This is a genomic window from Streptomyces fuscichromogenes (genome assembly GCF_014645815.1).
Taxonomy (GTDB): domain Bacteria; phylum Actinomycetota; class Actinomycetes; order Streptomycetales; family Streptomycetaceae; genus Streptomyces; species Streptomyces fuscichromogenes.
Map to the genome: position 1 here is coordinate 385,492 of NZ_BMML01000002.1, position 24,478 is coordinate 409,969.

Below are 24,478 nucleotides of genomic sequence, written 5' to 3' on the forward strand. Positions count from 1 at the left end.
GCTACGACCGCTGCCGGGGCCGCCGCTGCGACCACCACACCCCCGCCGCCCCGGCCGCGATCAGCGCCGCACCGGCCGCGCCGAGCGGCAGCACGTCACGTCCCGCACCGGTCTTCGGCAACTGGTCGCCGCCCGGCCCCACCGGCTTGTTGTCGGTGCCGAGCAGCAGCGGGGTGGCCGGGGCGTTCGGCGACGGGTTCGTGGTACCGAACGGCACCGGGCCCTGCTGCCAGAACGTCTTCTTCCCGTCCGCGCTCTGCACGGGCAGACAGATCCTCCCGGTGCCGCCGAGGTCGAACGTGGCGTCCACGGCGTACGACTTCGACCTGCCCGCGCCGAGCGCGCCGACGGGACAGCTGAACGCGCTGTTCGAACCGGCCGGCAGGTCCTTTGCCGCGACGGCGTCGCAGCCCCGCACACCGGTGACCTTCAGGCCGTCGAAACCGACCACCAGAAGCCTGATGTCGGCGCTTTCCCTGGTCCCTTCGTTCTTGACGGTGGCGGTGATCGCCGTTTTCTGTGAACTGTTGTCGACCGAGATCCTCGCGGGCAGCGTGGTCGTCAGTTTCACGCCCGCCGGTTCCTGGTCGGCTGCCTTTCCCCCCTTGCCGCTTCCTGGTCCCTGGTCATCGGCGGCGGCCGTGGACGGCAGGATCATCACGGCCGAGAAAGATGCCGTGACCAGCGATCCCGTGACCAAAGCCAGCCGCCGGGCCCTACGACGAGAACTCATGTTCGTCCCCCTTGCAACCCCCTGGACCGCGCCTGAATTCGCGGCCACTTGAAGAGGTACCACAAGATTTCTCCGCACTATGCTGGTACGGCCGTAAGTGTGACCATTGTGTGCCGGCAGGTGCGGTCGTTGAGGGGGTGCGGCGAATTGCCGGGGATTTCAGGGAGTTCAGAGAGTTCAGAGAGTTCAGGGAATTCGGAGGGTGCAGGGAGCCCGGAGAATTCAGGGGTTCCGGAGAATTCAGGGGACCCGGGGAATCCGGTTGGCGTGGGGAGTTCGGAGGGCGCCGGGCGGGGCGGTGTTCCCGGGCTGCTGGTGACCGGCCGCTACCGGCTGGCCGAGAGCATCGGACAGGGCGGGATGGGGAGGGTGTGGCGGGCCGCCGACGAGACGCTCGACCGGCAGGTCGCCGTCAAGGAGATGCGGATCGACGGCCTCGACGCCGAGGACACCCGCACCCGACGCGAACGCACCCTGCGCGAGGCCAGGGCCACCGCCCGGATCGACCACCCCAACGTCGTGCGCGTCTACGACGTCGTCGACGAGGGCGAACGCCTCTGGATCGTGATGGAGCTGGTCAACGGCCGCTCGCTGGAGTGGATCATGGCCGAGGAGGGGCCGCTGAGCCCGCGCGCGGCGGCCCGGATCGGCCTCGGCCTGGTCGCGGCGCTGATCCAGGTGCATGCCGGGGGAGTGCTGCACCGCGACATCAAACCCGGGAACGTCCTGGTCGAGAGCACCGCCGGCCGGGTCGTCCTCACCGACTTCGGCATCGCCGCGATCCAGGACGCCAAGGCGCTCACCATGGTCGGCATGCTCGTCGGCTCCCCCGACTACATGGCGCCCGAGCGGATCTCCGGCCGCCCGCAGGGCCCGCCGTCCGACGTCTGGTCGCTCGGCGCGACCCTGTGCGCGGCCCTCGCCGGCCGCTCCCCCTTCTCCCGTGACACCACCCTGGCGACCCTGCACGCCGTCCTCTACGAGGAGCCCGAACTCCCGCCCACGGCAGGCCCGTTGTCCGACCTGCTGGCGGCACTGCTGGAGAAGGACCCGACGGTCAGGCCGGGGTTGGCGGAGGTCGAACAGGCCCTGCGCCCGGTGGCGTACCCGACGCGGACACCGACGCGGGGGCATCCGGCCCCCCGCCCGCCGGAACGCCCGACCCCGGCGTACGTGGTGCACCTTCCAGCCCCCGAGGACGAACGCCCACAGCCGCCGCCGACGGAGATGCAGCCGTCCCCGCCGGTCAGCGCATCGACCGAAGCCCCCTCGGAATCCCGCGCGGAGGTCCGCTCGGAAACCCCGTCGAGCCGTTCGACGGACCCGACGCTCCCGACCCGTCCCCGGACGAGCCCCGCTTTGCAACGCCCCGAACCGCAGCGCCCCGTCAGGGGCGCGGGGAACGGCGCGACCAGCCACGACGACCCCGCACGTACCCACCGAGGCAAGCCCCCCAAACGCACAACGCTCCTTGCCGTACTGGGAACCGCAGCGGTAGCCACCGCCCTCGCTGTCCTCCTCACCACCGCAACAGGCGGCGGCGACAAGGACACCGCGAGCGGCACCTCCACAACCCCCTCGGCCACCACCGACCCGTCGGCCACCGTGGCGGGCACGGCCCGCCCCCGCTCCCTCCCGCCCGGCACCCACGAGGAGGCCGGCGGCTTCGCCTGGGCGCCGCCCGCCGGCTGGCGCCGGGACGTGAAGACGGGCGCCGAGGTCCACTACACCTCCCCCGACGGCCGCCAGGAACTCGTCGCCAAGTCCTCGCTGGCCCGTGGCGACCTCATGGACACCTGGACCGCCTCCGAACGCAGCGCCCACCAGGGCGAGGACTACGCCAAGATCCGGCTGGCCGGGACGACCTTCCGCGGCCACCCGGCGGTCGTCTGGGAGTACACCTTCACCCTCAGGGGCACCCCCTGGCACGCACGGCTGCTGGGCTTCGACGCCGGCGGCAAGTCGTACCAGATCAACACCTGGTACCAGCCGGCGGTCGAAGCCCAGGCCGTGCGGACCTACGAGCGGGTGAAGGAGGGCTTCATCCTGCTGTGAGGGTCAGCCGACGGACACCTCGTCGGCGGCGGGCTCGGCGACCGCCCGGGCCGTCGACCGGCCGCCCGTCACCTTCTGCTTCACCAGGGCGACCACGACCACCGCCGCCGCGACCAGCAGCGAGAGCAGCACGGTCGTACGACCGCTGCTCTCGCCCTCCGTGTCGGTCAGCATGTAGCCCAGCACGAACACGATCAGACCGGCCGTCGCCCAGGTCAGGTACGGGTAGAGCCACATCTTCACGACGAGCTTCTCCGGGGCCTCGGCCTGGATGATCTTCCGCATCCGCAGCTGCGAGAAGCAGATGACGAGCCAGACGAACAGGGCCACCGCGCCGCTGGAGTTGACGAGGAAGAGGAAGACGGAGTCCGGGAACTTGTAGTTGAAGAAGACGGCGACGAACCCGAACAGCACGGACGCGACGATCGCGGCCAGCGGCACACCACGGGCGGTGGTCCGGGCGAACGCCTTCGGGGCGTCGCCCCGCTGCCCGAGCGAGAAGGCCATCCGGGAGGCCGTGTACAGGCCGGAGTTGAGACAGGACAGCACGGACGTCAGCACGATGACGTTCATGATCTGACCGGCGTGCGCGATGCCGAGGGAGTCGAGGGCGGCGACGTAGGAGCCCTTCTCCTTGATGGACGGGTCGTTCCACGGCAGCAGCGAGACGACGATCAGGATCGAGCCGAGGTAGAAGACGCCGATCCGCCAGATGATGCTGTTCGTGGACTTGGTGACCGCGCGCTGCGGGTCCTCCGACTCGCCTGCGGCCAGGGTGGCGATCTCGCTGCCCATGAAGGAGAAGACGACGAGCAGCACGCCGGTGAGGATGGCGCCGGGGCCGTGCGGCAGGAAACCGCCGTGGCCGGTGAGGTTGGAGAAGCCCGCCTTGTCGGTGTCCGCGCCGGGCAGCACGCCCAGCACCGCCAGCAGGCCGACGACGATGAACGCGCCGATCGCGACGACCTTGATGCCGGCGAACCAGAACTCGAACTCGCCGTAGGAGCCGACGGAGACCAGGTTGGTGGCGGTGAGCACCGTCATCACGATGAGTGCCCAGGCCCACTGCGGTACGGCCGGGATCCAGCCTTCCAGGATCGTGGCGCCGGCGGTGGCCTCGACCGCCAGCACCACCACCCAGAAGAACCAGTACAGCCAGCCGATGGAGAACCCGGCCCAGCGGCCGAGCGCGCGGTCGGCGTGCGCGGAGAACGATCCGGAGGTCGGGTTGGCGGCCGACATCTCGCCGAGCATCCGCATCACCAGCACCACGAGCGTGCCGACGAGTGCGTACGACAGCAGGATGCCGGGGCCTGCGGTGGCGATGCCGGTACTGGAACCGACGAAGAGGCCTGCGCCGATGACACCGCCGATGGCGATCATCGACAGATGGCGGTTCTTGAGTCCTGCGTGGAGGCCGTTCTGGAGACCGTTGCCAGTCATGGGGGGAATTCCTTTGCGGCGGGTGAGCGGGCTCTCGTACGAGCGGCGTACGAGTCGGTCCAGTGAAACGGAGGTGGACTGATTCCTGAACCTTTGAATCCGGATCGTTACTTGAGGTTTTCCTGAGCTTCTGTAGTGTTGCTCACAATTTCCGGTGCCCAGCCCCGCCCCTGCCATGCGTTCACGCCCATGTCACACTCATCCCATGCGCGTGTATCTCGGCTCCGACCATGCGGGCTTCGAACTCAAGAACCACCTCGTCGAGTGGCTGAGGGCGGCGGGCCACGACCCCGTGGACTGCGGCCCCCACATCTACGACGCCGACGACGACTACCCGCCCTTCTGCCTCCGTGCGGCCGAGCGGACGGCGGCCGACCCCGAGTCCCTCGGCATCGTGATCGGCGGCTCCGGCAACGGTGAGCAGATCGCCGCGAACAAGGTGAAGGGCGTACGGGCGGCGCTCGCCTGGAGCGAGGAGACCGCGTCGCTCGGCCGCCAGCACAACAACGCGAACGTCGTGGCGGTGGGCTCGCGCATGCACACGCAGGACGAGGCGACGAAGTTCGTCGAGACCTTCCTGAACACGCCGTTCTCCGAGGGCGAGCGGCACATCCGCCGCATCGACATGCTCACGGCGTACGAGACCACGGGCGACCTCCCGCCGATCCCGGCGCACCACCCTTCCGGGGACGGCCGGTAGACGTCCGCCTGCGGGCGCGCGGGGGCTGATCGCGCAGTTCCCCGCGCCCCTTCCGGGGCGCTGCAGCCGCCCTCCTCGCACGTTCACCCCTCCACGGACCGAGTCGGGTGGGCGGGCTGGAGCGGGGGGCCGCGGTCGGGTCTCTCGACGTTCACCTCTCCACGGACCGAGTCGGGTGGGTGGGTGGGAAAGGAAGTGGCTCAGTGCCAGAGGGGCACACGATCCACCGGCTTGCGCTGGACTACCGGCGGTTCGCCGGGCCCGTGAGGGTGACCAGCCCGCAGGGCAAGTTCTCCGACGCCGCGGAGCTGATCGACGGCGCCGAGCTCACCCGCACGGAAGCCCACGGCAAGCACCTCTTCCTCGGCTTCCGCGACAGCGACTGGGTCCACATCCACCTCGGCCTCTTCGGCAAGGTCACCTTCGGCGACGCCCCCGCGCCCCCGGCCACCGACACCGTCCGCCTCCGCCTGGCCGGCCCCACCGGCTACGTCGACCTGCGCGGCCCCACCACCTGCGCCCTGATCACCGACGACGAGAAGAACGCCGTACACGCCCGCCTCGGCCCCGATCCGCTGCGCGACGACGCCGACCCGGACGCGGCGTACCGCAGGATCTCCCGCAGCCGTACGACGATCGCCGCCCTGCTGATGGACCAGAAGATCATCGCCGGCGTCGGGAACGTCTACCGCGCCGAGGTCCTGTTCCGGCACCGGATCGACCCGTACCGCGCGGGCCGGGACCTCACCCCCGCCGAGTGGCACGCCGTCTGGACCGACCTCGTCGGCCTGATGCGCGAGGGTGTCCGGAACAACCGCATCGACACCGTCCGCCCCGAGCACACCCCGGAGGCCATGGGCCGCCCGCCGCGCGTGGACGACCACGGCGGCGAGGTGTACGTCTACCGCCGCGCCACCCTGCCCTGCCACCTCTGCGGCACCGGCATCCGCACCGCGGACCTCGCCGCCCGCAACCTCTTCTGGTGCCCGGACTGCCAGAAACGCTGAGCGTCCGCTAGAACCCGTGCGACAGCCACGGCAGCACCGGTGACCCGAACGCCACCGACGCCTCCGCCAGCGCCCCCGGCCGCAGTTCACCCACCCGCCCGGCGCGCGCCAGCGACAGCAGGGACACCCCGCCGAGGTACGCGGCCGCCAACTCCCGTACCGACAGCGTCAGCTCGGCCCGGTCCGTCGTACGCTCGCAGGACGCCCCCTTGGCGTCCCCGGTGAGCCGCCAACGCCCCGCGTTCCAGGGGCAGAAGGCGTCCGCCACCTCCAGCACCACGTCCACCGGCGCCTGATAGGTGCGCGCCGCGAGCGCCGCACCGACGTCGACGAGACGCACGTACCCCATGTCCCGCACCCGCGTCAGACAGCGCCGGATGTCGGAGACGTGGTACTGCCAGGCGTCGTCGACCGGCCGCCCCCGTACCGTCAGCCTGGACATCAGGTCGATGCCGAACAGGAACCGCCACAGCGCCGCGTCGCTCGCCGGATCGAGCGCGGCGAGGTCCTCCAGCGACACCGTGCCGTCGTGCCCGCTCGCCGACCAGCCCAGCTTCGTACGGAACCGGGCGTACCCGGTGACCTGCCCGTCCCGCTCGGCGACCACGCACTGCAGCGCCGACGCCCCGTCCCGGTCGCTCTCCGGGTCCAGCAGCCCCACCTGCTCCCAGCCCGGCTGCCGGGCCAGCATCCCGGGCCGCAGCGGCACCAGCTCCGCGTAGACCGCCTCGCACGCGGCGAGCACCTCGGCCGGACCGGCGTACCGCAGTCGTACGTCACCGGTGCCGGCGGGTGTGTCCAGCGTCACCCGGCCGGTGTCGATCTCGGCCTGGAGCTGGAAGGTCGCGGCGTCGTAGCCGAAGCGGCCGTAGATCGCCGGCTCGGAGGCGGTGAGCGCGGCCAGCGGCTCGCCCCACTCCCGGATGTCGTCCAGCTGCCGGCGCATCATCGACGTCAGCACCCCGCGCCGCCGGTGCGTCGCGGCCACGCTCACCATGGTGATCCCCGCGGTGGGCAGCACGGCACCGCCCGGCACGGTCATCCGGAACCGGAACGCCCCGGCCGTTCCCACGAGTTCGTCCCCGTCCCAGGCGGCCAGCGAACGGCCGGGCTCCGTCAGGGACCGGTCCAGCGCACGCTCCTCGGCCGATGCCGGACCGGCGCCGAAGGCCCGGACCAGGTGGTCCCACCACCTGTCGAACTCCTCGGGACGCAGCACCTTCGACTCGGTCGCACGCTCGCTCGCCATGCGCCATGCCTACCAGGGCATTGCAGGACGAGCCAGCGAATTTCTCCCGGACGGCGACGTGAGGGCTTCCGGTGAAGTTCACTGTGAAGTCGCACCCGAAGGTGAGTCTCGGACGGGGGACAAGTGGGACCTCCCGTGCCAAGCAGCTGGTCCGATGGATAGGGTCCCGAACTGATGGCAGTAGACCGAGAGCGGCGCGCGAAGGCCGAGACGTTCCCGGCCCGGTGGAAAGTGCAGTGGCACCGGGCCCGCGTCGGCGTGCGCAGAAGCGCCGTGGACTACTTCCGCGGCGACGGCTCCGACTGGATCGCGCTGGTCGGGCTGCTGCTGACGGTGCCGGTCCTCGCCTCCATGACCCTCGCCAACTCCGTCTGGTTCTCCCCGGCCGCACTGGTCCTGCCGATCATCGCGGGCGGCCTGCTGCTGCGCCCGGCGAGCCTGCTCGGCCTGTACGCGGCGGCGGCCACCGCCCTCATCGTGGAGTCGGTACGGCTCGGCCCCTACACCGAGGGTCCCTCCCGGGTCACCCCGGGCGTGGTCCTCGTCGTGGCCGCCTGCGGTTTCTTCGGCCTGCTCACCGCCCAGTTCCGCAGCCGGGTCGGGGTGCCCTGGCGGCGTGGCGGCACCATGCTCTTCGACCTGCGCGAACGCATCCGGGTGCAGAGCAAGCTGCCGAAGCTGCCGCTGGGCTGGCACCGCGAGATGGCCCTGCGGCCGGCCGGCGGCCAGTCCTTCTCCGGCGACTTCGTGGTCGCGGCCCGCACGAACAACGGCCGCACCATGGAGGTCGTCCTCACGGACGTCTCCGGCAAGGGCATGGACGCGGCGTCCCGCGCGCTGCTGCTGTCCGGCGCCTTCGGCGGCCTCCTCGGCTCCCTCCCGCCGCACGCCTTCCTCCCCGCCGCCAACGGCTACCTGCTCCGCCAGGACTGGGACGAGGGCTTCGCGACCTCCATACACCTGGTCCTGGACCTCGACTCCGGCGACTACGAGCTGTACTCCGCGGGCCACCCGCCCGGTCTCCAGCTCAGCGCCGGCAGCGGCCGCTGGGAGGAGAAGGCCGCCGAAGGCCCCCTCCTCGGCGTCTACGACGGCGCCCAGTTCGACCCCGTGAAGGGCTCCCTGCGCCCCGGCGACGTCCTGATGATCTTCACGGACGGTCTGGTGGAGACGTCCGACCGAGACATCGTGGAGGGCATAGACCGGCTCACGGGGGAGGCCGACCGCTATGTGGCCGGCGGCTTCCACGGCGCCGCCTGGCACCTGATCGAGGCGGTCGCGAAGGACGTCAACGACGACCGGGCCCTGCTCTTGATCTGCCGAGAGGCGGCGAGGTGAGTGCGGGCCGGTGGGGGTTGGTCGCGCAGTTCCCCGCGCCCCTACGGGGCGCTGCAGTCGGGGCAGCTGCCCAGCTGCGGGACGGCACGGGTGGGCGCGGCGGCACCCGGCAAGCGCCGGTGAGCGTCCCCACCCCCCGCCCGGAGATACTCGCACCGTGAAGCTCCTCACCCTCCCCGAAGTCGAGAGGCTCGCCCGGGCCGCCCACGCTGCGCAGACCGACAAGGCCGGCCGCCCCTACGCCGAGCACCTCGCCGCCGTCGCCGAAGGCGTCCGCACCCGTGGCGGCGACCCCGACCAGATCGCCGCCGCCTGGCTGCACGACTCCGTCGAGGACCACGCCCTCACCGAGGAGTGGCTGGACACGGCCGCCGTGAGCCCGCGCACCAGGGCCATCGTGCGCGCCCTCACCAAGCACCCCGGCGAGCCCCCCGAGGCGTACGCCCGCCGCATCCTCGCCACCCCCGGCGCCCTGCTGGTCAAGGAGGCCGACCTCGCGCACAACGCCGACCCCGGCCGTCTCGCCGTACTGGACGAGGACACCCGGAAACGGCTGACCGGGAAGTACGCCCGGATGCGCGCCCTCCTCGGCCTCCCCGCGTAGGCGGAGCACGGCGTCACACGTCGGCCGTCTGCCGGCTCCGCGACCCCTGCCGCCGCCCCTGCTCCCGTTCCCGCCCGCGGGCCAGTTCCGCCGCGTCCCGCCGGAACGCCCACTCCATCCTCGGCTCCATGGAGAACCGGAACACCCGCTGCACGGGCCGGGTGCACAGCAGCGTCACGCATGCGCCCGCGAGCGCGGTGACGAGGATCTCGCCGGCCGGCCGGTGCAGCCACCTCGGGTCGAACCAGCCCAGGTGGACGGCGTACTTCACGACGAAGCCGTGCAGGAGGTAGCCGTACAGCGTGCCCGCGCCGAGCGTCGTGAACCACATCCGCCGGCCCGGCACCCAGGAGAAGAAGCCGGCCGTCAGCAGCATCGAGCAGCCGAACAGGGCGAGCACCATCACCGGCCCGGACCACCACGGCGCGCCCAGCTCCTGCGCGGAGTCCCGGTGGAAGAACCACGCGGTGTCCATCCGCGGCACCGACCACCACGCGACCGCCAGCGCGAGGGCGAACAGCGGCACCGCGGCGATCCGCACCGGCCACCGGCGCACCAGCCGGAAGTGCTCGGGCCGCAGGCACAGGCCGAGCACGAAGTACGGCAGGAACTGCAGGACCCGCTGGAGGTCGAGGTCGTCACCGATGCTCGGGGACACGGAGGCCAGCATCGCGAGGCCGAAGGCGACCGGAAGGGGATGGCGGACCGTCCGCCACAGGGGCGTGGTCAGACGCCAGACGAACAGCGCGCACAGGAACCAGGTCAGGTACCAGGGGTCGAGCAGGCTGATGTCCTGGCCGGGGGAGCCGATCACGTAGCGCTCGAAGAGCGAGTAGCCGGTCTCGAACAGGACATAGGGCACGACGACCCCGGTGACCAGCCGCTTCAGCCGGTCCGGGCGCATGTCGAAGTTCCGGGAGAAGTAACCGGAGATGATGATGAACGCCGGCATGTGGAAGGCGTACACCACGCAGTACACCGCTTCCAGGACGCGGCTGTCGCCCTTCAGCGGCTCCCATGAGTGACCCATCGCGACGAGCACGATCGCCAGGTACTTGGCGTTGTCGAAGAACGCGTCGCGCTGTCCGCCCACCGGCGGCCGGGCCGGGGGACGCGGTGTTCGGTTCTGGCCGGGGGTGATGGCGGCGTCGGACATCTGAGGCACCTTAGCGGCGCCTGTGCGTTTTCGTAAAACCGCCGATGTGAATCCTGGTATTCGGCGACGGCGGTCTGTGAACCGTCGGGTGATTTACCGAAGTCGATGCCTGCGTCTATGCGGTTCCATGCGGCACTTAGACCCGTGATGTCCTCATTCATCCCTACTCATTGGTGCATAACGCCCACGATTGAGCGTCGCTTGCCGTGCCTGTGTCAATAATTCGAATTAGCTGCGCACGCGTTGTGTGGACACCGAAACCATGTCTGTCAATTGCCGTGGATCCGCGGGCGGGTGGACGCTCGAATTACAGTGCGCGCGGTTGTCGGTGCGGTGCGTGTTGTCGACGTTGTGTCACGAACCGCATAGTGCGGCCGGGTTGGTGGCACGATGGATCTGGCGGGGGTGCGGGGGCCGTACCCCCGGGCCGGAGTGCGGACCGACCGAGGGCGTGATCAGTTGTGGCCATTTCACTGTCTGTGGTGTTGCTGTTGGCGATCATCCTTGTGGTGCTGATGAGAGGGGGGAACATCAAGGCGGGCCCCGCCATCGTCGCCGTCCTCTTCGGCTTCTTCCTCGCCTCGACCGGGATGGCGCCCTCCATCCAGCGCTTCCTCGACTCGATAGCGCAGACCATCAACTCGATCAACTTCTGAACCGGCGCCCGCGCCCTGGGCATGACTGAGGCCCAGGGGGGTGTCACCACCCCTCACCTGGGCCTCTGCCGTTCAGAGCGGGCGACGGGAATCGAACCCGCGTAGCTAGTTTGGAAGACTAGGGCTCTACCATTGAGCTACGCCCGCACCAGACGCGCCGCAGGTCGGTGACCGCGGCACTGAAGGCATCGTAGCGGGTCGCCCCGCGCGCAGGCCAACGTGTTGGTCTGCGGGGATGTCACGCCGACGCGGGTGAACAAAGCAGCCGACGCGGGCGGCCCGGGCATGTACCCTACGTGTCGCACGGGAACGGGGTGTGGCGCAGCTTGGTAGCGCGTCCGCTTTGGGAGCGGAAGGCCGTGGGTTCAAATCCCGCCACCCCGACCACCACCTGACGGCGTCCGTCTTGATCGCCTTTTGGGGCGCTGAGCCGCTGCGGTTACTATGCAAGCTGCGCGCCCGCGTGTCCCGGCCCCCGCACGGCGGCCTACGAACTCCTCCGGGCGACGAAAGTCCGCCGGGCCCCTCTGGCACCGGCAGAACCCAAGAAGTCAGCCACAAGGAGACCGAACCGTGAAGAGCGCCGTGGAGACCCTGAACCCGACCCGGGTTCGGCTCACTGTCGAGGTGCCCTTCGAGGAGCTCAAGGACAGCCTCGACGCGGCGTACAAGAAGATCAACCAGCAGGTCACGGTGAAGGGCTTCCGCAAGGGCAAGATCCCGGCCCGCGTCATCGACCAGCGGTTCGGCCGCGGTGCGGTCCTGGAGGAGGCGGTCAACGACGCGCTTCCGAAGTTCTACACCGAAGCGGTCAACGAGGCCGAGCTGAACCCGCTGGGTCAGCCCGACGTCGACATCACCGAGCTGAAGGACGGCGAGACGCTGAACTTCACCGCCGAGGTCGACGTCCGCCCGGCCCTGGAGATCCCGGACTACTCGGGCATCGAGGTCGAGGTCGACGCGGTCGAGGTGACCGACGAGGACATCGAGAAGTCCGTCGAGCAGCTCCGCGAGCGCTTCGCCGCCACCTCCCCGGTCGAGCGGGCCGCCGAGGACGGCGACGTCGTCACCATCGACCTGGAGGCCAAGGTCGACGGCGAGGTGCTGGAGGACGGCATCGCCAGCGGTGTGTCCTACACCATCGGCTCCGGCGAGCTCCTCGACGGCATCGACGACGCCGTGAAGGGCCTGGAGGCCGGTGGCGAGGCCACCTTCACCTCCGAGCTCAAGGGCGGCTCCGCGGCCGGCCGCGAGGCCGAGGTCACCGTCAAGGTCACCCAGGTCGCCGCCCGCGAACTGCCCGAGCTGGACGACGAGTTCGCGCAGCTCGCCTCCGAGTTCGACACCCTGGACGAGCTCAAGGACGACAGCCGCAAGCGTCTCGCCAACATGAAGACGTACGACCAGGCCACGCAGGCCCAGGAGCGCGTCCTGGAGAAGCTGCTGGAGCTCGTCGAGGTGCCGGTCCCCGAGAAGCTCCTCGAGGACGAGATCAACACCCGCAAGCACAACCTGGAGCACCACCAGCTCGGCCAGATGGGCCTCGACCTCGCGAAGTACCTGGAGATCCAGGGCAAGACCGAGGAGGAGTTCGAGACCGAGACCCGCGAGGCCGCGGTCAAGGGCATCAAGACCCAGTTCGTCCTCGACGAGCTGGTCAAGGTCGAGAAGCTGAACGTCAACCAGGAGGAGCTCACCGAGCACCTCATGCGGCGCGCGGCCTCCTCCGGCATGTCCCCGGACCAGTTCGCCCAGGCCGTCGTCGAGGGCGGCCAGGTTCCGCTGCTGGTCGGCGAGGTCGCCCGCGGCAAGGCCCTGGCCGTCGTGGTCGAGGCCGCCACGGTGAAGGACACCAACGGCGAGATCGTCGACCTGGACGACGAGGACGAGGACGAGACGGAGGCCCCCGAGGCCGTCGCCGAGGCCACGGACGCCCCCGCCGAGGCCGCCGAGGAGAAGACCGAGGGCTGAGCCCTCCGGCGCCCGTAACGGCGTACAAGGGGCTCCTGGGCGCTGTCCCGGGGGCCCCTTCGTCATCCCCCCGGGCTGCAGCGCGCCCCAAAGGGGCGCGGGGAACTGCGCGAGCGACCACGACGCACCCGCACGCGCCCACGCACCCGCACGCGCCCACGTACCCGCACGGCGCGTGGCCGTCGGCCCACCGGCGCAGCCGCTACGCCCCCGGCGAACAGCCCTGTTACCGGGATTCCCCGAAGGGACCATCGCGTTAGGGTCCATGAGTACGAGGGCAAGGGGACCGGAGTCCGACAGGACTGCAGCCCCCGGCCAAGCCCCCGGCTAGGGAAACGTGAGACGGCCCAACGCCGTCGTACATGACGAGCAGGTGGATACGTGACGAATCTGATGCCCTCCGCCGCCGGCGAGCCTTCCTTCGGTGGTGGCCTCGGTGACCAGGTCTACAACCGGCTGCTCGGTGAGCGGATCATCTTCCTGGGCCAGCAGGTGGACGACGACATCGCGAACAAGATCACCGCGCAGCTGCTGCTGCTGGCGGCCGATCCCGCCAAGGACATCTACCTCTACATCAACAGCCCCGGTGGCTCGGTGACGGCCGGTATGGCCATCTACGACACCATGCAGTACATCCCGAACGACGTGGTGACCATCGCCATGGGCATGGCGGCCTCGATGGGCCAGTTCCTGCTCACCGGCGGTGCCGCCGGCAAGCGCTTCGCGCTGCCGCACGCGGACATCATGATGCACCAGGGCTCCGCGGGCCTCGGCGGTACGGTCTCGGACATCAAGATCCAGGCCGAGTACCTGCTGCGCACCAAGAAGCGCATGTCCGAGCTGACCGCGCAGCACTCCGGCCAGACCGTCGAGGCGATCATCCGCGACGGCGACCGCGACCGCTGGTTCACCCCGGAAGAGGCCAAGGAGTACGGTCTCATTGACGAGATCATCACGCATGCCTCCGGTGTTCCGGGAGGCGGCGGCACCGGCGCCTCCTGAGCCCGGACACGCCACGCTCCGCCGAGACTCCAGCCCCCCGAACGCCACCAGGACGGTGAACACCCTCATGAGCAACATCCCCGGCGCCGCTGACGCCCGCTACGACGGGCCCCGGCCCGACGCCCGCTACGTCATCCCGCGCTTCGTCGAGCGCACCTCCCAGGGCATCCGCGAGTACGACCCGTACGCGAAGCTCTTCGAGGAGCGTGTGATCTTCCTCGGCGTCCAGATCGACGACGCCTCCGCCAACGACGTCATGGCGCAGCTGCTGTGCCTGGAGTCGATGGACCCCGACCGGGACATCTCGATCTACATCAACAGCCCGGGCGGCGACATGACCGCCCTCACGGCGATCTACGACACGATGCAGTTCGTGAAGCCCGACATCCAGACGGTCTGCATGGGCCAGGCGGCCTCCGCCGCGGCCATCCTGCTGGCCGCCGGCACCCCCGGCAAGCGCATGGCGCTGCCGAACTCCCGGGTGCTGATCCACCAGCCGGCCGGCTCCACCGGCCGCGGCCAGCTCTCCGACCTGGAGATCATCGCCAAGGAGTTCACGCGGATGCGTGACCAGCTGGAGACGATGCTGGCGAAGCACTCCAACCGGCCGATCGAGCAGGTCCGCGAGGACATCGAGCGCGACAAGATCCTCACGGCCGAGGAGGCGCTGGACTACGGCATCGTGGACCAGATCATCTCCACCCGGAAGATGAACAACGCTGACGTCCGCTGAGTTCAGCTGAGATCGGCCGCTGACAGAGAATGTGTTCTCTGCCGCCCTTGGCACGGTTTGACCACGCGCACGGCAAGGTGCACGTCAAAGTGAACCGTGCCAAGGGGGGCCCGTACAGGGGGCCCGGCAAGGTACCGTCGACATAAGGCAGCACCAGGAGCCGCTGGATTCGGAAGAGTCCAGGCGTCTCCCAGGCGAAGGGGAAGCACACCGTGGCACGCATCGGTGACGGCGGCGATCTGCTCAAGTGCTCGTTCTGCGGCAAGAGCCAGAAGCAGGTCAAGAAGCTCATCGCAGGGCCCGGTGTGTACATCTGCGACGAGTGCATCGATCTCTGCAACGAGATCATCGAGGAGGAGCTCGCCGAGACGAGCGAGGTGCGCTGGGAGGAACTCCCCAAGCCCCGCGAGATCTACGAGTTCCTGGAGGGCTACGTGGTGGGCCAGGAGCCCGCCAAGAAGGCCCTCTCGGTCGCGGTGTACAACCACTACAAGCGGGTCCAGGCAGGGGAGAACGGCGGCGCCCAGGGCCGCGACGACGCCATCGAGTTGGCGAAGTCCAACATCCTGCTGCTGGGCCCCACCGGCTCCGGCAAGACGCTCCTCGCGCAGACCCTGGCCCGCATGCTGAACGTGCCGTTCGCGATCGCCGACGCCACCGCGCTGACGGAGGCCGGCTACGTGGGCGAGGACGTGGAGAACATCCTCCTCAAGCTGATCCAGGCCGCCGACTACGACGTCAAGAAGGCCGAGACCGGGATCATCTACATCGACGAGATCGACAAGGTAGCCCGTAAGAGCGAAAACCCCTCGATCACCCGGGACGTCTCCGGTGAGGGTGTGCAGCAGGCCCTTCTCAAGATCCTCGAAGGCACCACGGCCTCCGTCCCGCCGCAGGGCGGCCGCAAGCACCCGCACCAGGAGTTCATCCAGATCGACACGACGAACGTGCTGTTCATCGTGGGCGGTGCGTTCGCCGGCCTGGAGAAGATCATCGAGTCCCGGGCGGGCGCCAAGGGCATCGGCTTCGGCGCGACCATCCGTTCCAAGCGGGAACTGCAGTCCAAGGACCAGTTCGAGGACGTCATGCCCGAGGACCTGGTCAAGTTCGGCATGATTCCGGAGTTCATCGGCCGGCTGCCCGTCATCACCTCGGTCCACAACCTGGACCGCGAGGCCCTGCTCCAGATCCTCATCGAGCCGCGCAACGCGCTGGTCAAGCAGTACCAGCGCCTCTTCGAACTCGACGGCGTGGAGCTGGACTTCGAGCGTGAGGCCCTGGAGGCCATCGCCGACCAGGCGATCCTCCGCCAGACCGGCGCCCGGGGCCTGCGCGCCATCATGGAAGAGGTCCTCATGTCGGTGATGTACGAGGTGCCGTCCCGCAAGGACGTGGCCCGCGTCGTCATCACGGCCGACGTCGTCCACTCCAACGTCAACCCGACCCTGATCCCGCGCGACGCCCGCGGGCGGGGCTCGGGCGAGCAGAAGTCGGCGTAACCGCGGTACTCGTACGAGGAAGGGCGCCCGCCGGGTTTCGGCGGGCGCCCTTTCGGTGTCCGGTCCGGCCGTTCCCGTGCGGGGCCGGCGCCGGCCTGGCTGTCAGGCCCTGACGCGCACGTCGTCGCGGAGCTTGGCGGCGAGGGAGGCCGTGTCCTGCATCGAACCGGCCTTTCCAGTGGCGACGGCGGTGAGGTCGTAGGCGAACACGTAGGCGACCGTGCTGTGGTCACCCCACACGCAGAACGGCATGTCGACGGTCTTGCCGGTGGTGCTGTCCTTGGACTCGACTTCCTGGCACTTCATGACGCCGTCGAAACCGGCCGGCTCGAACGTCTTCGGATCTCCGACGAGTTTGCCGTCGGAGCCCTGCTTGCTGCTTTCTTCCTTGCTCTTGGCGAACATCGCGTCGACGGTCTTCTCGGGATCGTCGATGGTGCCGTACACACCGCTGAACGTCAGGGACTTCGCGGTGAGACCCGAGCCCAGGACGTAGCTCGCGCTCACGTCCTTGGGGTCCTGGATGCCCCACGCCTCGGCGTCCTTGACGTCGGAGGAGGTCAGGGTGCCCGACTCCGAGTTGCCCTGCTTCTTGTACGTGTTGTCGATGACCGTGGCCGGCGCCGTCAGCTTGTGCGGGCCGTCGTCGGCCACCGAGCCGCTGCCGCCGCTCCCGGCGAGCACGAAGTACGCGCCGACCGCGACCGCGGCGACCACCGCCACCGCACCGATGACCAGCCCCGTCCTCTTCCTGCCGCCGCCCGGCGCCGGCGGCTGCGGAACGCCGTAGGGGGGCTGGCCGTACGGCGGCTGCTGGCCGTACGGGTTCTGCTGCGGGGGAACACCCTGGGGCGGGTAGCCGTAACCGGGCTGCGGCGGCTGCGGGGGCTGCTGACCGTAGGGGCCCGGCTGCTGCGGGGCCTGCTGGGGGTAGCCGTAGCCGGGCTGGGGCGCCTGCGGCGGCTGGCCGTAGGGACCCGACTGCTGCCCGTACGGTCCCGGCTGCTGAGGCGGCGGCCCCCCGTACGGGCCCGGCTGGTTGTAGCTCATCTCTGGGTTCCCCTCCAGATGCTTATGTGTTCCTGACATCCTGGCTCAGCCACAGCGGACTCATGGCGCGGGGGTGCCCACCGTTACAGAACAAACGCGTTTCGGGACAGTGCCGGGACACCCCTAAACTGGGCCCCGTGACCGAGAATGCTCAGCAGCAGCCCACAGCGCCCAGCACCGAACTGCCGACCCAGTACGCGCCGGCCGACGTAGAGGGGCCGCTGTACGAGCGCTGGGTAGAGCGCGGTTACTTCGCGGCGGACGCCAAGAGCGACAAGCCCGCGTACACCATCGTCATCCCGCCGCCCAACGTCACCGGCTCGCTGCACCTGGGCCACGCCTTCCAGCACACGCTGATGGACGCGCTGACCCGCCGCAAGCGCATGCAGGGCTTCGAGTCGCTGTGGCTGCCCGGCATGGACCACGCCGGCATCGCCACCCAGAACAAGGTCGAGCAGCAGCTCGCCGAGGAGGGCAAGTCCCGCCACGACCTCGGCCGCGAGGAGTTCGTCGAGCGCGTCTGGCAGTGGAAGGAGGAGTACGGCGGTAAGATCCTCGGCCAGATGCGCCGCCTCGGCGACGGCGTCGACTGGGACCGTGAGCGCTTCACGATGGACGAGGGCCTGTCCAAGGCCGTCCAGACCATCTTCAAGAAGCTCTTCGACGACGAGCTGATCTACCGCGCCGAACGCATCATCAACTGGTGCCCCCGCTGTCTGACGGCCATCTCGGACATCGAGGTGGAGTACCAGGAGGACGACGGCGAGCTGGTCTCCATCAAGTACGGCGAGGGCGACGAGACGCTGGTCGTCGCCACCACCCGTGCCGAGACGATGCTCGGTGACACGGCGGTCGCCGTCCACCCCGACGACGAGCGGTACAAGCACCTGGTCGGCAAGCGCATCAAGCTCCCGCTGACGGACCGTACGATCCCCGTCGTCGCGGACACGCACGTCGACCCGGAGTTCGGCACGGGTGCCGTCAAGGTCACCCCGGCCCACGACCCGAACGACTTCGCGATCGGCCAGCGGCACGGCCTGGAGTCCATCACGGTCATGAACGAGCGGGCCGTCATCACGGTCCACGGCCCCTTCGAGGGACTCGACCGCTTCGAGGCCCGTTCCACCATCGTCGCGGCGCTGCGCTCGCAGGGCCGGATCGTCGCCGAGAAGCGCCCGTACGTCCACAGCGTCGGCCACTGCTCGCGCTGCCAGACCACCATCGAGCCGCGCCTGTCCATGCAGTGGTGGGTCAAGGTCGCCCCGCTGGCGCAGGCGGCGGGCGACGCGGTCCGCGACGGCCGGGTCGCCATCCACCCCGCCGACATGTCGAAGCGCTACTTCGACTGGGTCGACAACATGCACGACTGGTGCATCTCGCGCCAGCTGTGGTGGGGCCACCGGATCCCGGTCTGGTACGGCCCGGAGGGCCAGGTCGTCTGCGTCGGCCCCGACGAGGAGCCGCCCGGCACCGAGGCCGAGGGCTGGAAGCAGGACCCCGACGTCCTGGACACCTGGTTCTCCTCCGGCCTGTGGCCCTTCTCGACCCTCGGCTGGCCCGAACAGACCCCGGATCTCGAGAAGTTCTATCCGACCGACGTCCTGCTCACGGGCCACGACATCATCTTCTTCTGGGTCGCCCGGATGATGATGTTCGGCCTCTACGCCATGGACGGCGAGGTCCCCTTCAGGACCATCGCCCTGACCGGTCTGGTCCGCGACCAGTTCGGCAAGAAGATGTCGAAGTCCTCGGGCACGGCCGTCGACCCGCTCGACTGGATGAACCAGTACGGCTCCGACGCCGTCCGCTTCACCCTGGCCCGCGGCGCCAACCCCGGCACCGACGTGCCGATCGGCGAGGACTGGGTCCAGGCGTCCCGGAACTTCGCCAACAAGATCTGGAACGCGACCCGCTTCGCCCTGATGAACGGCGCGACCGTCGAGGGCCCGCTCCCGGACCCGGCCGAGATGTCGGCGACCGACCGCTGGATCCTCTCCCGCCTCGACAAGACGGTCGCCGAAGTCGACGCGTTCTACGACGACTTCCAGTTCGCCAAGCTGTCGGACGCCCTCTACCACTACGCGTGGGACGAGGTCTTCGACTGGTACGTCGAGCTGTCCAAGACCACCTTCCAGGCGGGCGGCCGCGGCGCCGAGGTCTCCCGGCGCGTCCTCGGCGAGGTCCTCGACGTCACCCTGAGGCTCCTGCACCCGGTCGTCCCGTTCGTCACGGACACCCTGTGGACGACGCTGACCGGCGGCGAGTCGGTCGTGATCGCCGACTGGCCGGCCGACAGCGGCTTCCGCGACGACGCGGCGGAGCGGGAGATCGAGACCCTCCAGTCCGTCATCACCGAGGTCCGCCGCTTCCGTGCCGACCAGGGCCTCCAGCCCGGCCAGCGGGTCCCCGCCCGGCTGACGCTGGACGGCACGGCCCTCGCCCCGCACGAGGCGGCCATCCGCCAGCTGCTGCGCCTCCAGCCGGAGGGCGACGCCTTCGCGGCGACGGCCACCCTCCCGGTGTCCGGCGCCACGGTCGCCCTGGACCTGTCCGGGACGATCGACGTCGCCGCCGAGCGCAAGCGCCTCGCGAAGGACCTCGCGGCCGCCGAGAAGGAGAAGGTCCAGGCGACCGCGAAGCTGGGCAACGAGGCGTTCCTGGCGAAGGCCCCGGACGACGTCGTGGACAAGATCCGCACCCGGCTGGCCAAGGCCGACGAGGACATCGCCCGCATCCAGACCCAGCTGGACCGCCTCCCGCAGGCGTAGCCGAAGCGTCCCCCGCAGGCGTCCGGCAGCCCCTTCCCACGGGGCTGCCGGACGCCTGCGCGCAGGGTCCCGCCCTACAATCCAAAAGTAGGAACATGTCCTTGATGTTCCGTTCTGGCTTGGTGGCGGAGGGAACTCCCGCATGCAGCGCAGGGGCCGAACGAGGACACCTCCGCAGGGCGGACTGGTCCCCCTGGCGGCCGTCGCGGGTGCCCTGCTCGCCGTGCTGATGGGCCTCGTCTTCCTGATGCTGATACTGGCGATCCAGGACGCGCGGCACTCCCTGCTCTCCGCCCGCAGCGGCCGGCCGGCCCTCGACCAGATCGGGGTGGTGCAGGGGACCGTCCTCGACCTGGAGGGCGGCCAGCGCGGCTACGTCATCACCCGGCAGGACGAGTTCCTCAAACCCTGGCGGACCGCCCGCGCGGCCTTCCCCGAGCAGGCGCGGCGGCTCGTGGACGTCAGCACGTCCCCCGCCCAGCGGCGGCTCGCCCAGCAGATCCAGCGGGCCGGGCAGTCCTTCGTCGACGACTACTCGGTCCCGCTGGTGGCCGCCGCCCGGCGCGGCGACCCCGACGCGACCAGTACGGCACGGACCCTGGAGGGCACGCGGCGGCTCGACGCGCTCCGGAGCCAGTTCTCCCGCTACCTCCACGACCAGCGCATCGAGATCGGCCTGCGGGAGAGCGCGCTGGAAGGCCGGATGCGCACGCTCACGATCGCCGCGTCCGCGGGCGTCGGCGGCGCGCTCGTCCTGATCATCTCCTACGGCGCCTATGTGACCCGGGTGATCGTCTGGCCGGTGCGCAGGATGGCCGGCGCCGCGACCCGGCTCGCCGCCGGCGACCTGGGCGCGCGGGTGCCGCTCTCCGGGCGCCGGGAGATCGGGCAGCTGGAGACGGCGTTCAACACCATGGCCGGCTCGCTGCAGAAGAGCCACCGGCGGCTGCGGCTGCTCTACGACGCCGGTACCGCCGTCGGCAACACCCTCGACGTGGGGCGGACCGCCGACGAGCTGGTGCGGGTGGCCGTCCCGGGCTTCGCCGACTTCGTCACCGTCGACCTGGAGGAGTCCGTGCTGCGCGGCGGGGAGCCGACGGCCGCCGAGAGCGTCCTGCGGCGGGTGGCCCGGGGCGGCGTGCGCGAGGACTCCCCGCTGGACCCCGCCGGTGCCCTGATCGCCGTGCACCCGCCGCCCGGGGGCCCCCGGCGCGCCGACGGCGGCGCGGCCCTCACCGCGGACCTGCGCGCCGCCCGCGGAGCGAGGTTTCCCGACGCACCGCACACCGACCGGCTCCTCGACTACGGCATGCGCTCGCTGATCACCGCGCCGCTGTCGGCACAGGGCGTCGTGATGGGGGTGATCGTCTTCTGGCGCACCCGGGACTCCCCGCCGTTCGAGAAGGACGACCTGTCCGACGCCGAGGAACTCGCCGCGAAGTCCGCCACCGCCATCGACAACGCGCGGCGCTTCACCCGGGAGCGCGAGACCGCGCTGGCGCTCCAGCGCAGCCTGCTGCCGCAGGTCCTGCCCGACTGCCCGAGCGTCGACTTCGCCTACCGCTACCTGCCCACCGGCACCCGGGCCGGGGTCGGCGGCGACTGGCTCGACGTGATCCAGCTGTCGGGCACCCGGGTGGCCCTGGTCGTCGGGGACGTCGTCGGCCACGGCATCCAGGCCTCCGCCACCATGGGCCGGCTGCGCACCGCGGTCCGTACCCTCGCGGACGTGGACCTGCCCCCCGACGAACTCCTCACCCACCTGGACGACCTGGTCCTGCACCTCGACGACGGCGCCGGGGAACAGGCCGCCGAGGTGGGCTCGACCTGCCTGTACGCCGTCTACGACCCGGTCTCGCGGCACTGCTCGCTGGCCAGCGCCGGCCATCCGCTGCCCTTCGTGATCACCCCGCAGGGAGCGGTGGAGACGGCCCCCGGCGAGGCCGGCCCGCCGCTCGGACTCGGCGGGCTGCCGTTCGAGACCAGCGACCTGGACCTCACCGAGGGCGCCACCCTCGCGCTGTTCAGCAACGGCCTGGTGCACTCCCGCAGCCTCGACCTGAGCCACGGCCTCGACCGGCTCCGCCGCGCGCTGGCGGCACCCGGGGCGCAGGAGTCGCTGGAGGCGGCCTGCGACCGGGTGGTGACCGAACTGCGCACCGGCGAGCCCGCCGACGACGTCACCCTGCTGCTCGCCCGCACCCGCGCGCTGCCCGGCGACCACGTGGCCACCTGGGAGGTCCCCGCGGACCCCGAGCAGGTCGCCACGGCCCGGACCCTGACCGCCGGCCGGCTCGGCGCCTGGAAGCTGGACGAGCTGTCGTTCACCACCGAACTGGTGGTCAGCGAACTCGTCACGAACGCCATCCGCTACGGCGGCCCCCCGATCCGGCTGCGGCTCATCCGCGACACCAGGATGCTGATCTGCGAGGTCTCCGACGGCAGCAGCACCGCCCCGCACCTGCGGCGGGCCCGGATCTTCGACGAGGGCGGCCGGGGCCTGCTGCTGGTGGCCCGGCTCACCCGGCGGTGGGGGACCCGGCAGACCGCCGCCGGCAAGACGATCTGGTGCGAACAGGCACTGCCGGCGACCGACGCTCCACGCGCCCGCGGGGCTCCGTAGACTGGACCCGTGAGTGATCTGCCTCCGCGCGACCCCCATGACAGCTTCGACGAGAGCTTCGACGACGTCGTCGAGACCGAGACGGACCGCGACCCCGATCTCGCGGTGATCGAGGCCGGCAGCCGCACCCTGCGTACCCGGGACGGCGGCCCGCGGCAGGCCGACGTCCCGGGCCGCCCCGAGGACCCCGAGGTCGACCGGGCCCTGCGCGAGGTGGAGACGGAGCTCGCCACCCGCTGGGGCGAGACCAAGCTGGAGCCGTCGGTCAGCAGGATCGCCGCCCTCATGGACGTGCTGGGCGAGCCGCAGCGGGCGTACCCCTCGATCCACATCACCGGCACCAACGGCAAGACCTCCACCGCCCGGATGGTCGAGGCCCTGCTCGGCGCGTTCGACCTGCGCACCGGCCGCTACACCAGCCCGCACGTGCAGTCGATCACCGAGCGCATCAGCCTCGACGGCGCCCCGGTCTCCGCCGAGCGGTTCATCGAGACGTACCAGGACATCAAGCCGTACGTCGAGCTGGTCGACTCCCGGCAGGAGTACCGGCTCTCCTTCTTCGAGGTGCTCACCGCCATGGCGTACGCGGCCTTCGCGGACGCCCCGGTGGACGTCGCCGTCGTCGAGGTCGGCATGGGCGGCTCCTGGGACGCCACGAACGTCATCGACGGGGACGTGGCCGTCGTCACCCCCATCGACCTCGACCACACCGACCGGCTGGGCGGGACCACCGCGGAGATCGCCGCCGAGAAGTCCGGGATCATCAAGCCGGACGCCACCGTGATCCTGGCCCAGCAGCCGGTGGACGCGGCGCAGGTGCTGCTGAAGAAGGCCGTCGAGGTCGACGCCACCGTCGCCCGCGAGGGCCTGGAGTTCGGTGTCGTCGCCCGCCAGGTCGCCGTCGGCGGCCAGCTGCTCACCCTGCGCGGCCTGGGCGGCGAGTACGAGGAGGTCTACCTCCCCCTGCACGGCCCCTACCAGGCGCACAACGCGGCCGTCGCGCTCGCCGCGGTGGAGGCGTTCTTCGGGGTCGGCGCGCAGCGCCCCGAGCCCCTGGACATCCACACGGTCCGCAAGGCCTTCGCGGCCGTCTCGTCCCCGGGCCGGCTGGAGGTCGTACGACGCTCTCCCACCGTCGTCCTCGACGCGGCCCACAACCCGGCCGGGGCCCGTGCCACCGCCGAGGCCGTCACCGAGGCCTTCGACTTCAGCCGGCTGATCGGCGTGGTCGGGGCCAGCGGCGACAAGAACGTCCAGGGCCTCCTGGAGGCCTTCGAACCGATCTTCGCCGAGGTCGTGGTCACCCAGAACTCCAGTCACCGCGCGATGGACGCGGACGAGCTGGCCGCGATCGCCGTCGAGGTGTTCGGCGAGGACCGCGTCCAGGTCGAGCCGCGGCTGCCCGACGCCCTGGAGGCCGCGATCACGCTGGCCGAGGAGGAGGGCGAGTTCGCGGGCGGCGCGGTGCTGGTCACCGGTTCCGTCATCACCGTCGGCGAGGCCCGGCTGCTCCTGGGGAGGGGCTGACCATGCGTACGCTCTGTTCCTCCACCCTGATCGGCGAGTTCTTCGTCATCGGCTTCGCCGCCCTGGTCGCCATGAAGGACGCCGACCTGTCCGCCGCCACGGTCTGGCTGGTCAGCGGTATCGCGATGGTCCTCTGCGTGGCCCTGTGCGGGGTGATCACCCGGCCCGGCGGCGTGGCCCTCGGCTGGGCCCTGCAGATCGCCCTGGTCGCGTCCGGGGTCTTCGTCCCGACGATGTACTTCCTGGGTGCGGTCTTCGCCGGCCTGTGGTGGGCGTCCGTGCACTACGGGAGGAAGATCGACGAGGCCAAGGCCCGCTTCGCGGCGCAGTCCGAGGCCCCCGCCGCACCTGACGCTGCGTGACG

The 24,478-nt window shown here is 70.5% G+C and carries 19 protein-coding genes and 2 tRNA genes; 15 read left to right on the forward strand and 6 right to left on the reverse strand.

Features of this window, described 5'->3' with window-relative positions:
- Nucleotide 1: 1 nt before the first annotated feature.
- Nucleotides 2-733: an LPXTG cell wall anchor domain-containing protein gene (locus IEZ11_RS05520; protein WP_189261431.1), complete on the reverse strand. Its 732-nt coding sequence runs from the start codon at nt 731-733 to the stop codon at nt 2-4.
- Between the two features lie 267 nt (nt 734-1,000).
- Between IEZ11_RS05520 and IEZ11_RS05525 the strand changes: the two genes are divergently transcribed.
- Nucleotides 1,001-2,788 (forward strand): serine/threonine-protein kinase, encoded by a 1,788-nt coding sequence (locus IEZ11_RS05525; protein ID WP_373294829.1) that lies wholly within the window; start codon nt 1,001-1,003, stop codon nt 2,786-2,788.
- A 3-nt stretch (nt 2,789-2,791) separates the two neighbouring features.
- On the opposite strand, the gene IEZ11_RS05530 is transcribed toward IEZ11_RS05525, so the two are convergent.
- Nucleotides 2,792-4,231, reverse strand: coding sequence for an amino acid permease (locus tag IEZ11_RS05530; RefSeq protein ID WP_189261432.1), 1,440 nt, complete (start codon nt 4,229-4,231; stop codon nt 2,792-2,794).
- Nucleotides 4,232-4,436: 205 nt separating this feature from the next.
- Between IEZ11_RS05530 and IEZ11_RS05535 the strand changes: the two genes are divergently transcribed.
- Both IEZ11_RS05535 and IEZ11_RS05540 read left to right on the forward strand, forming a co-directional pair.
- Nucleotides 4,437-4,931, forward strand: coding sequence for a ribose-5-phosphate isomerase (locus tag IEZ11_RS05535; protein WP_189261433.1), 495 nt, complete (start codon nt 4,437-4,439; stop codon nt 4,929-4,931).
- 203 nt (nt 4,932-5,134) lie between these two features.
- Nucleotides 5,135-5,938, forward strand: coding sequence for an Fpg/Nei family DNA glycosylase (locus IEZ11_RS05540; RefSeq protein WP_189261434.1), 804 nt, complete (start codon nt 5,135-5,137; stop codon nt 5,936-5,938).
- Between the two features lie 7 nt (nt 5,939-5,945).
- Here the strand turns inward: IEZ11_RS05540 and IEZ11_RS05545 are convergent, their stop codons facing one another.
- Entirely contained in the window at nt 5,946-7,187 is a 1,242-nt protein-coding gene (locus tag IEZ11_RS05545) for a GNAT family N-acetyltransferase (RefSeq protein ID WP_189261435.1), read from the reverse strand.
- Nucleotides 7,188-7,361: 174 nt separating this feature from the next.
- Between IEZ11_RS05545 and IEZ11_RS05550 the strand changes: the two genes are divergently transcribed.
- Together IEZ11_RS05550 and IEZ11_RS05555 are read left to right on the forward strand one after the other, a co-directional pair.
- Nucleotides 7,362-8,525: a PP2C family protein-serine/threonine phosphatase gene (locus IEZ11_RS05550; RefSeq protein ID WP_189261436.1), complete on the forward strand. Its 1,164-nt coding sequence runs from the start codon at nt 7,362-7,364 to the stop codon at nt 8,523-8,525.
- A gap of 157 nt (nt 8,526-8,682) precedes the next feature.
- On the forward strand, nt 8,683-9,129 hold the full coding sequence (locus tag IEZ11_RS05555) for an HD domain-containing protein (RefSeq protein WP_189261437.1): 447 nt from the start codon (nt 8,683-8,685) through the stop codon (nt 9,127-9,129).
- Between the two features lie 13 nt (nt 9,130-9,142).
- On the opposite strand, the gene IEZ11_RS05560 is transcribed toward IEZ11_RS05555, so the two are convergent.
- Nucleotides 9,143-10,285 carry an acyltransferase family protein gene (locus IEZ11_RS05560; RefSeq protein WP_189261438.1) on the reverse strand — a complete coding sequence of 381 codons (1,143 nt, stop codon included), beginning with the start codon at nt 10,283-10,285 and terminating at the stop codon, nt 9,143-9,145.
- 461 nt (nt 10,286-10,746) lie between these two features.
- Here IEZ11_RS05560 and IEZ11_RS05565 point away from each other — a divergent pair, with 461 nt between their 5' ends.
- Nucleotides 10,747-10,941 (forward strand): hypothetical protein, encoded by a 195-nt coding sequence (locus IEZ11_RS05565; protein WP_189261439.1) that lies wholly within the window; start codon nt 10,747-10,749, stop codon nt 10,939-10,941.
- Between the two features lie 76 nt (nt 10,942-11,017).
- Here IEZ11_RS05565 and IEZ11_RS05570 read toward each other — a convergent pair.
- Nucleotides 11,018-11,088: transfer RNA gene (locus tag IEZ11_RS05570), tRNA-Gly, on the reverse strand.
- Nucleotides 11,089-11,251: 163 nt separating this feature from the next.
- Here IEZ11_RS05570 and IEZ11_RS05575 point away from each other — a divergent pair.
- The 5 genes from IEZ11_RS05575 to clpX all read left to right on the forward strand — a co-directional run bounded on the left by IEZ11_RS05575 (nt 11,252) and on the right by clpX (nt 16,146).
- Nucleotides 11,252-11,328: transfer RNA gene (locus IEZ11_RS05575), tRNA-Pro, on the forward strand.
- A gap of 186 nt (nt 11,329-11,514) precedes the next feature.
- The gene (gene tig, locus IEZ11_RS05580; RefSeq protein ID WP_189261440.1) at nt 11,515-12,912 is read left to right on the forward strand and encodes a trigger factor; all 1,398 of its coding nucleotides are present in this window, start codon (nt 11,515-11,517) and stop codon (nt 12,910-12,912) included.
- A gap of 393 nt (nt 12,913-13,305) precedes the next feature.
- Nucleotides 13,306-13,914 carry an ATP-dependent Clp protease proteolytic subunit gene (locus IEZ11_RS05585; RefSeq protein WP_189261742.1) on the forward strand — a complete coding sequence of 203 codons (609 nt, stop codon included), beginning with the start codon at nt 13,306-13,308 and terminating at the stop codon, nt 13,912-13,914.
- A gap of 67 nt (nt 13,915-13,981) precedes the next feature.
- Nucleotides 13,982-14,647 (forward strand): ATP-dependent Clp protease proteolytic subunit, encoded by a 666-nt coding sequence (locus IEZ11_RS05590; RefSeq protein ID WP_189261441.1) that lies wholly within the window; start codon nt 13,982-13,984, stop codon nt 14,645-14,647.
- Between the two features lie 212 nt (nt 14,648-14,859).
- Nucleotides 14,860-16,146: an ATP-dependent Clp protease ATP-binding subunit ClpX gene (gene clpX, locus IEZ11_RS05595; RefSeq protein WP_189261442.1), complete on the forward strand. Its 1,287-nt coding sequence runs from the start codon at nt 14,860-14,862 to the stop codon at nt 16,144-16,146.
- Between the two features lie 102 nt (nt 16,147-16,248).
- Here clpX and IEZ11_RS05600 read toward each other — a convergent pair whose 3' ends face one another.
- Nucleotides 16,249-17,196, reverse strand: a complete 948-nt coding sequence (locus IEZ11_RS05600) for a hypothetical protein (protein WP_189261443.1) — start codon at nt 17,194-17,196, stop codon at nt 16,249-16,251.
- A 137-nt stretch (nt 17,197-17,333) separates the two neighbouring features.
- Here IEZ11_RS05600 and IEZ11_RS05605 point away from each other — a divergent pair, with 137 nt between their 5' ends.
- The 4 genes from IEZ11_RS05605 to IEZ11_RS05620 all read left to right on the forward strand — a co-directional run bounded on the left by IEZ11_RS05605 (nt 17,334) and on the right by IEZ11_RS05620 (nt 24,476).
- On the forward strand, nt 17,334-19,964 hold the full coding sequence (locus IEZ11_RS05605; RefSeq protein WP_189261444.1) for a valine--tRNA ligase: 2,631 nt from the start codon (nt 17,334-17,336) through the stop codon (nt 19,962-19,964).
- 142 nt (nt 19,965-20,106) lie between these two features.
- Nucleotides 20,107-22,587: a SpoIIE family protein phosphatase gene (locus tag IEZ11_RS05610; protein ID WP_189261445.1), complete on the forward strand. Its 2,481-nt coding sequence runs from the start codon at nt 20,107-20,109 to the stop codon at nt 22,585-22,587.
- Between the two features lie 18 nt (nt 22,588-22,605).
- The gene (folC, locus tag IEZ11_RS05615; RefSeq protein ID WP_373294845.1) at nt 22,606-24,114 is read left to right on the forward strand and encodes a bifunctional tetrahydrofolate synthase/dihydrofolate synthase; all 1,509 of its coding nucleotides are present in this window, start codon (nt 22,606-22,608) and stop codon (nt 24,112-24,114) included.
- A 2-nt stretch (nt 24,115-24,116) separates the two neighbouring features.
- Nucleotides 24,117-24,476, forward strand: a complete 360-nt coding sequence (locus IEZ11_RS05620; protein ID WP_189261447.1) for a DUF4233 domain-containing protein — start codon at nt 24,117-24,119, stop codon at nt 24,474-24,476.
- The last annotated feature ends 2 nt before the right edge of the window (nt 24,477-24,478 follow it).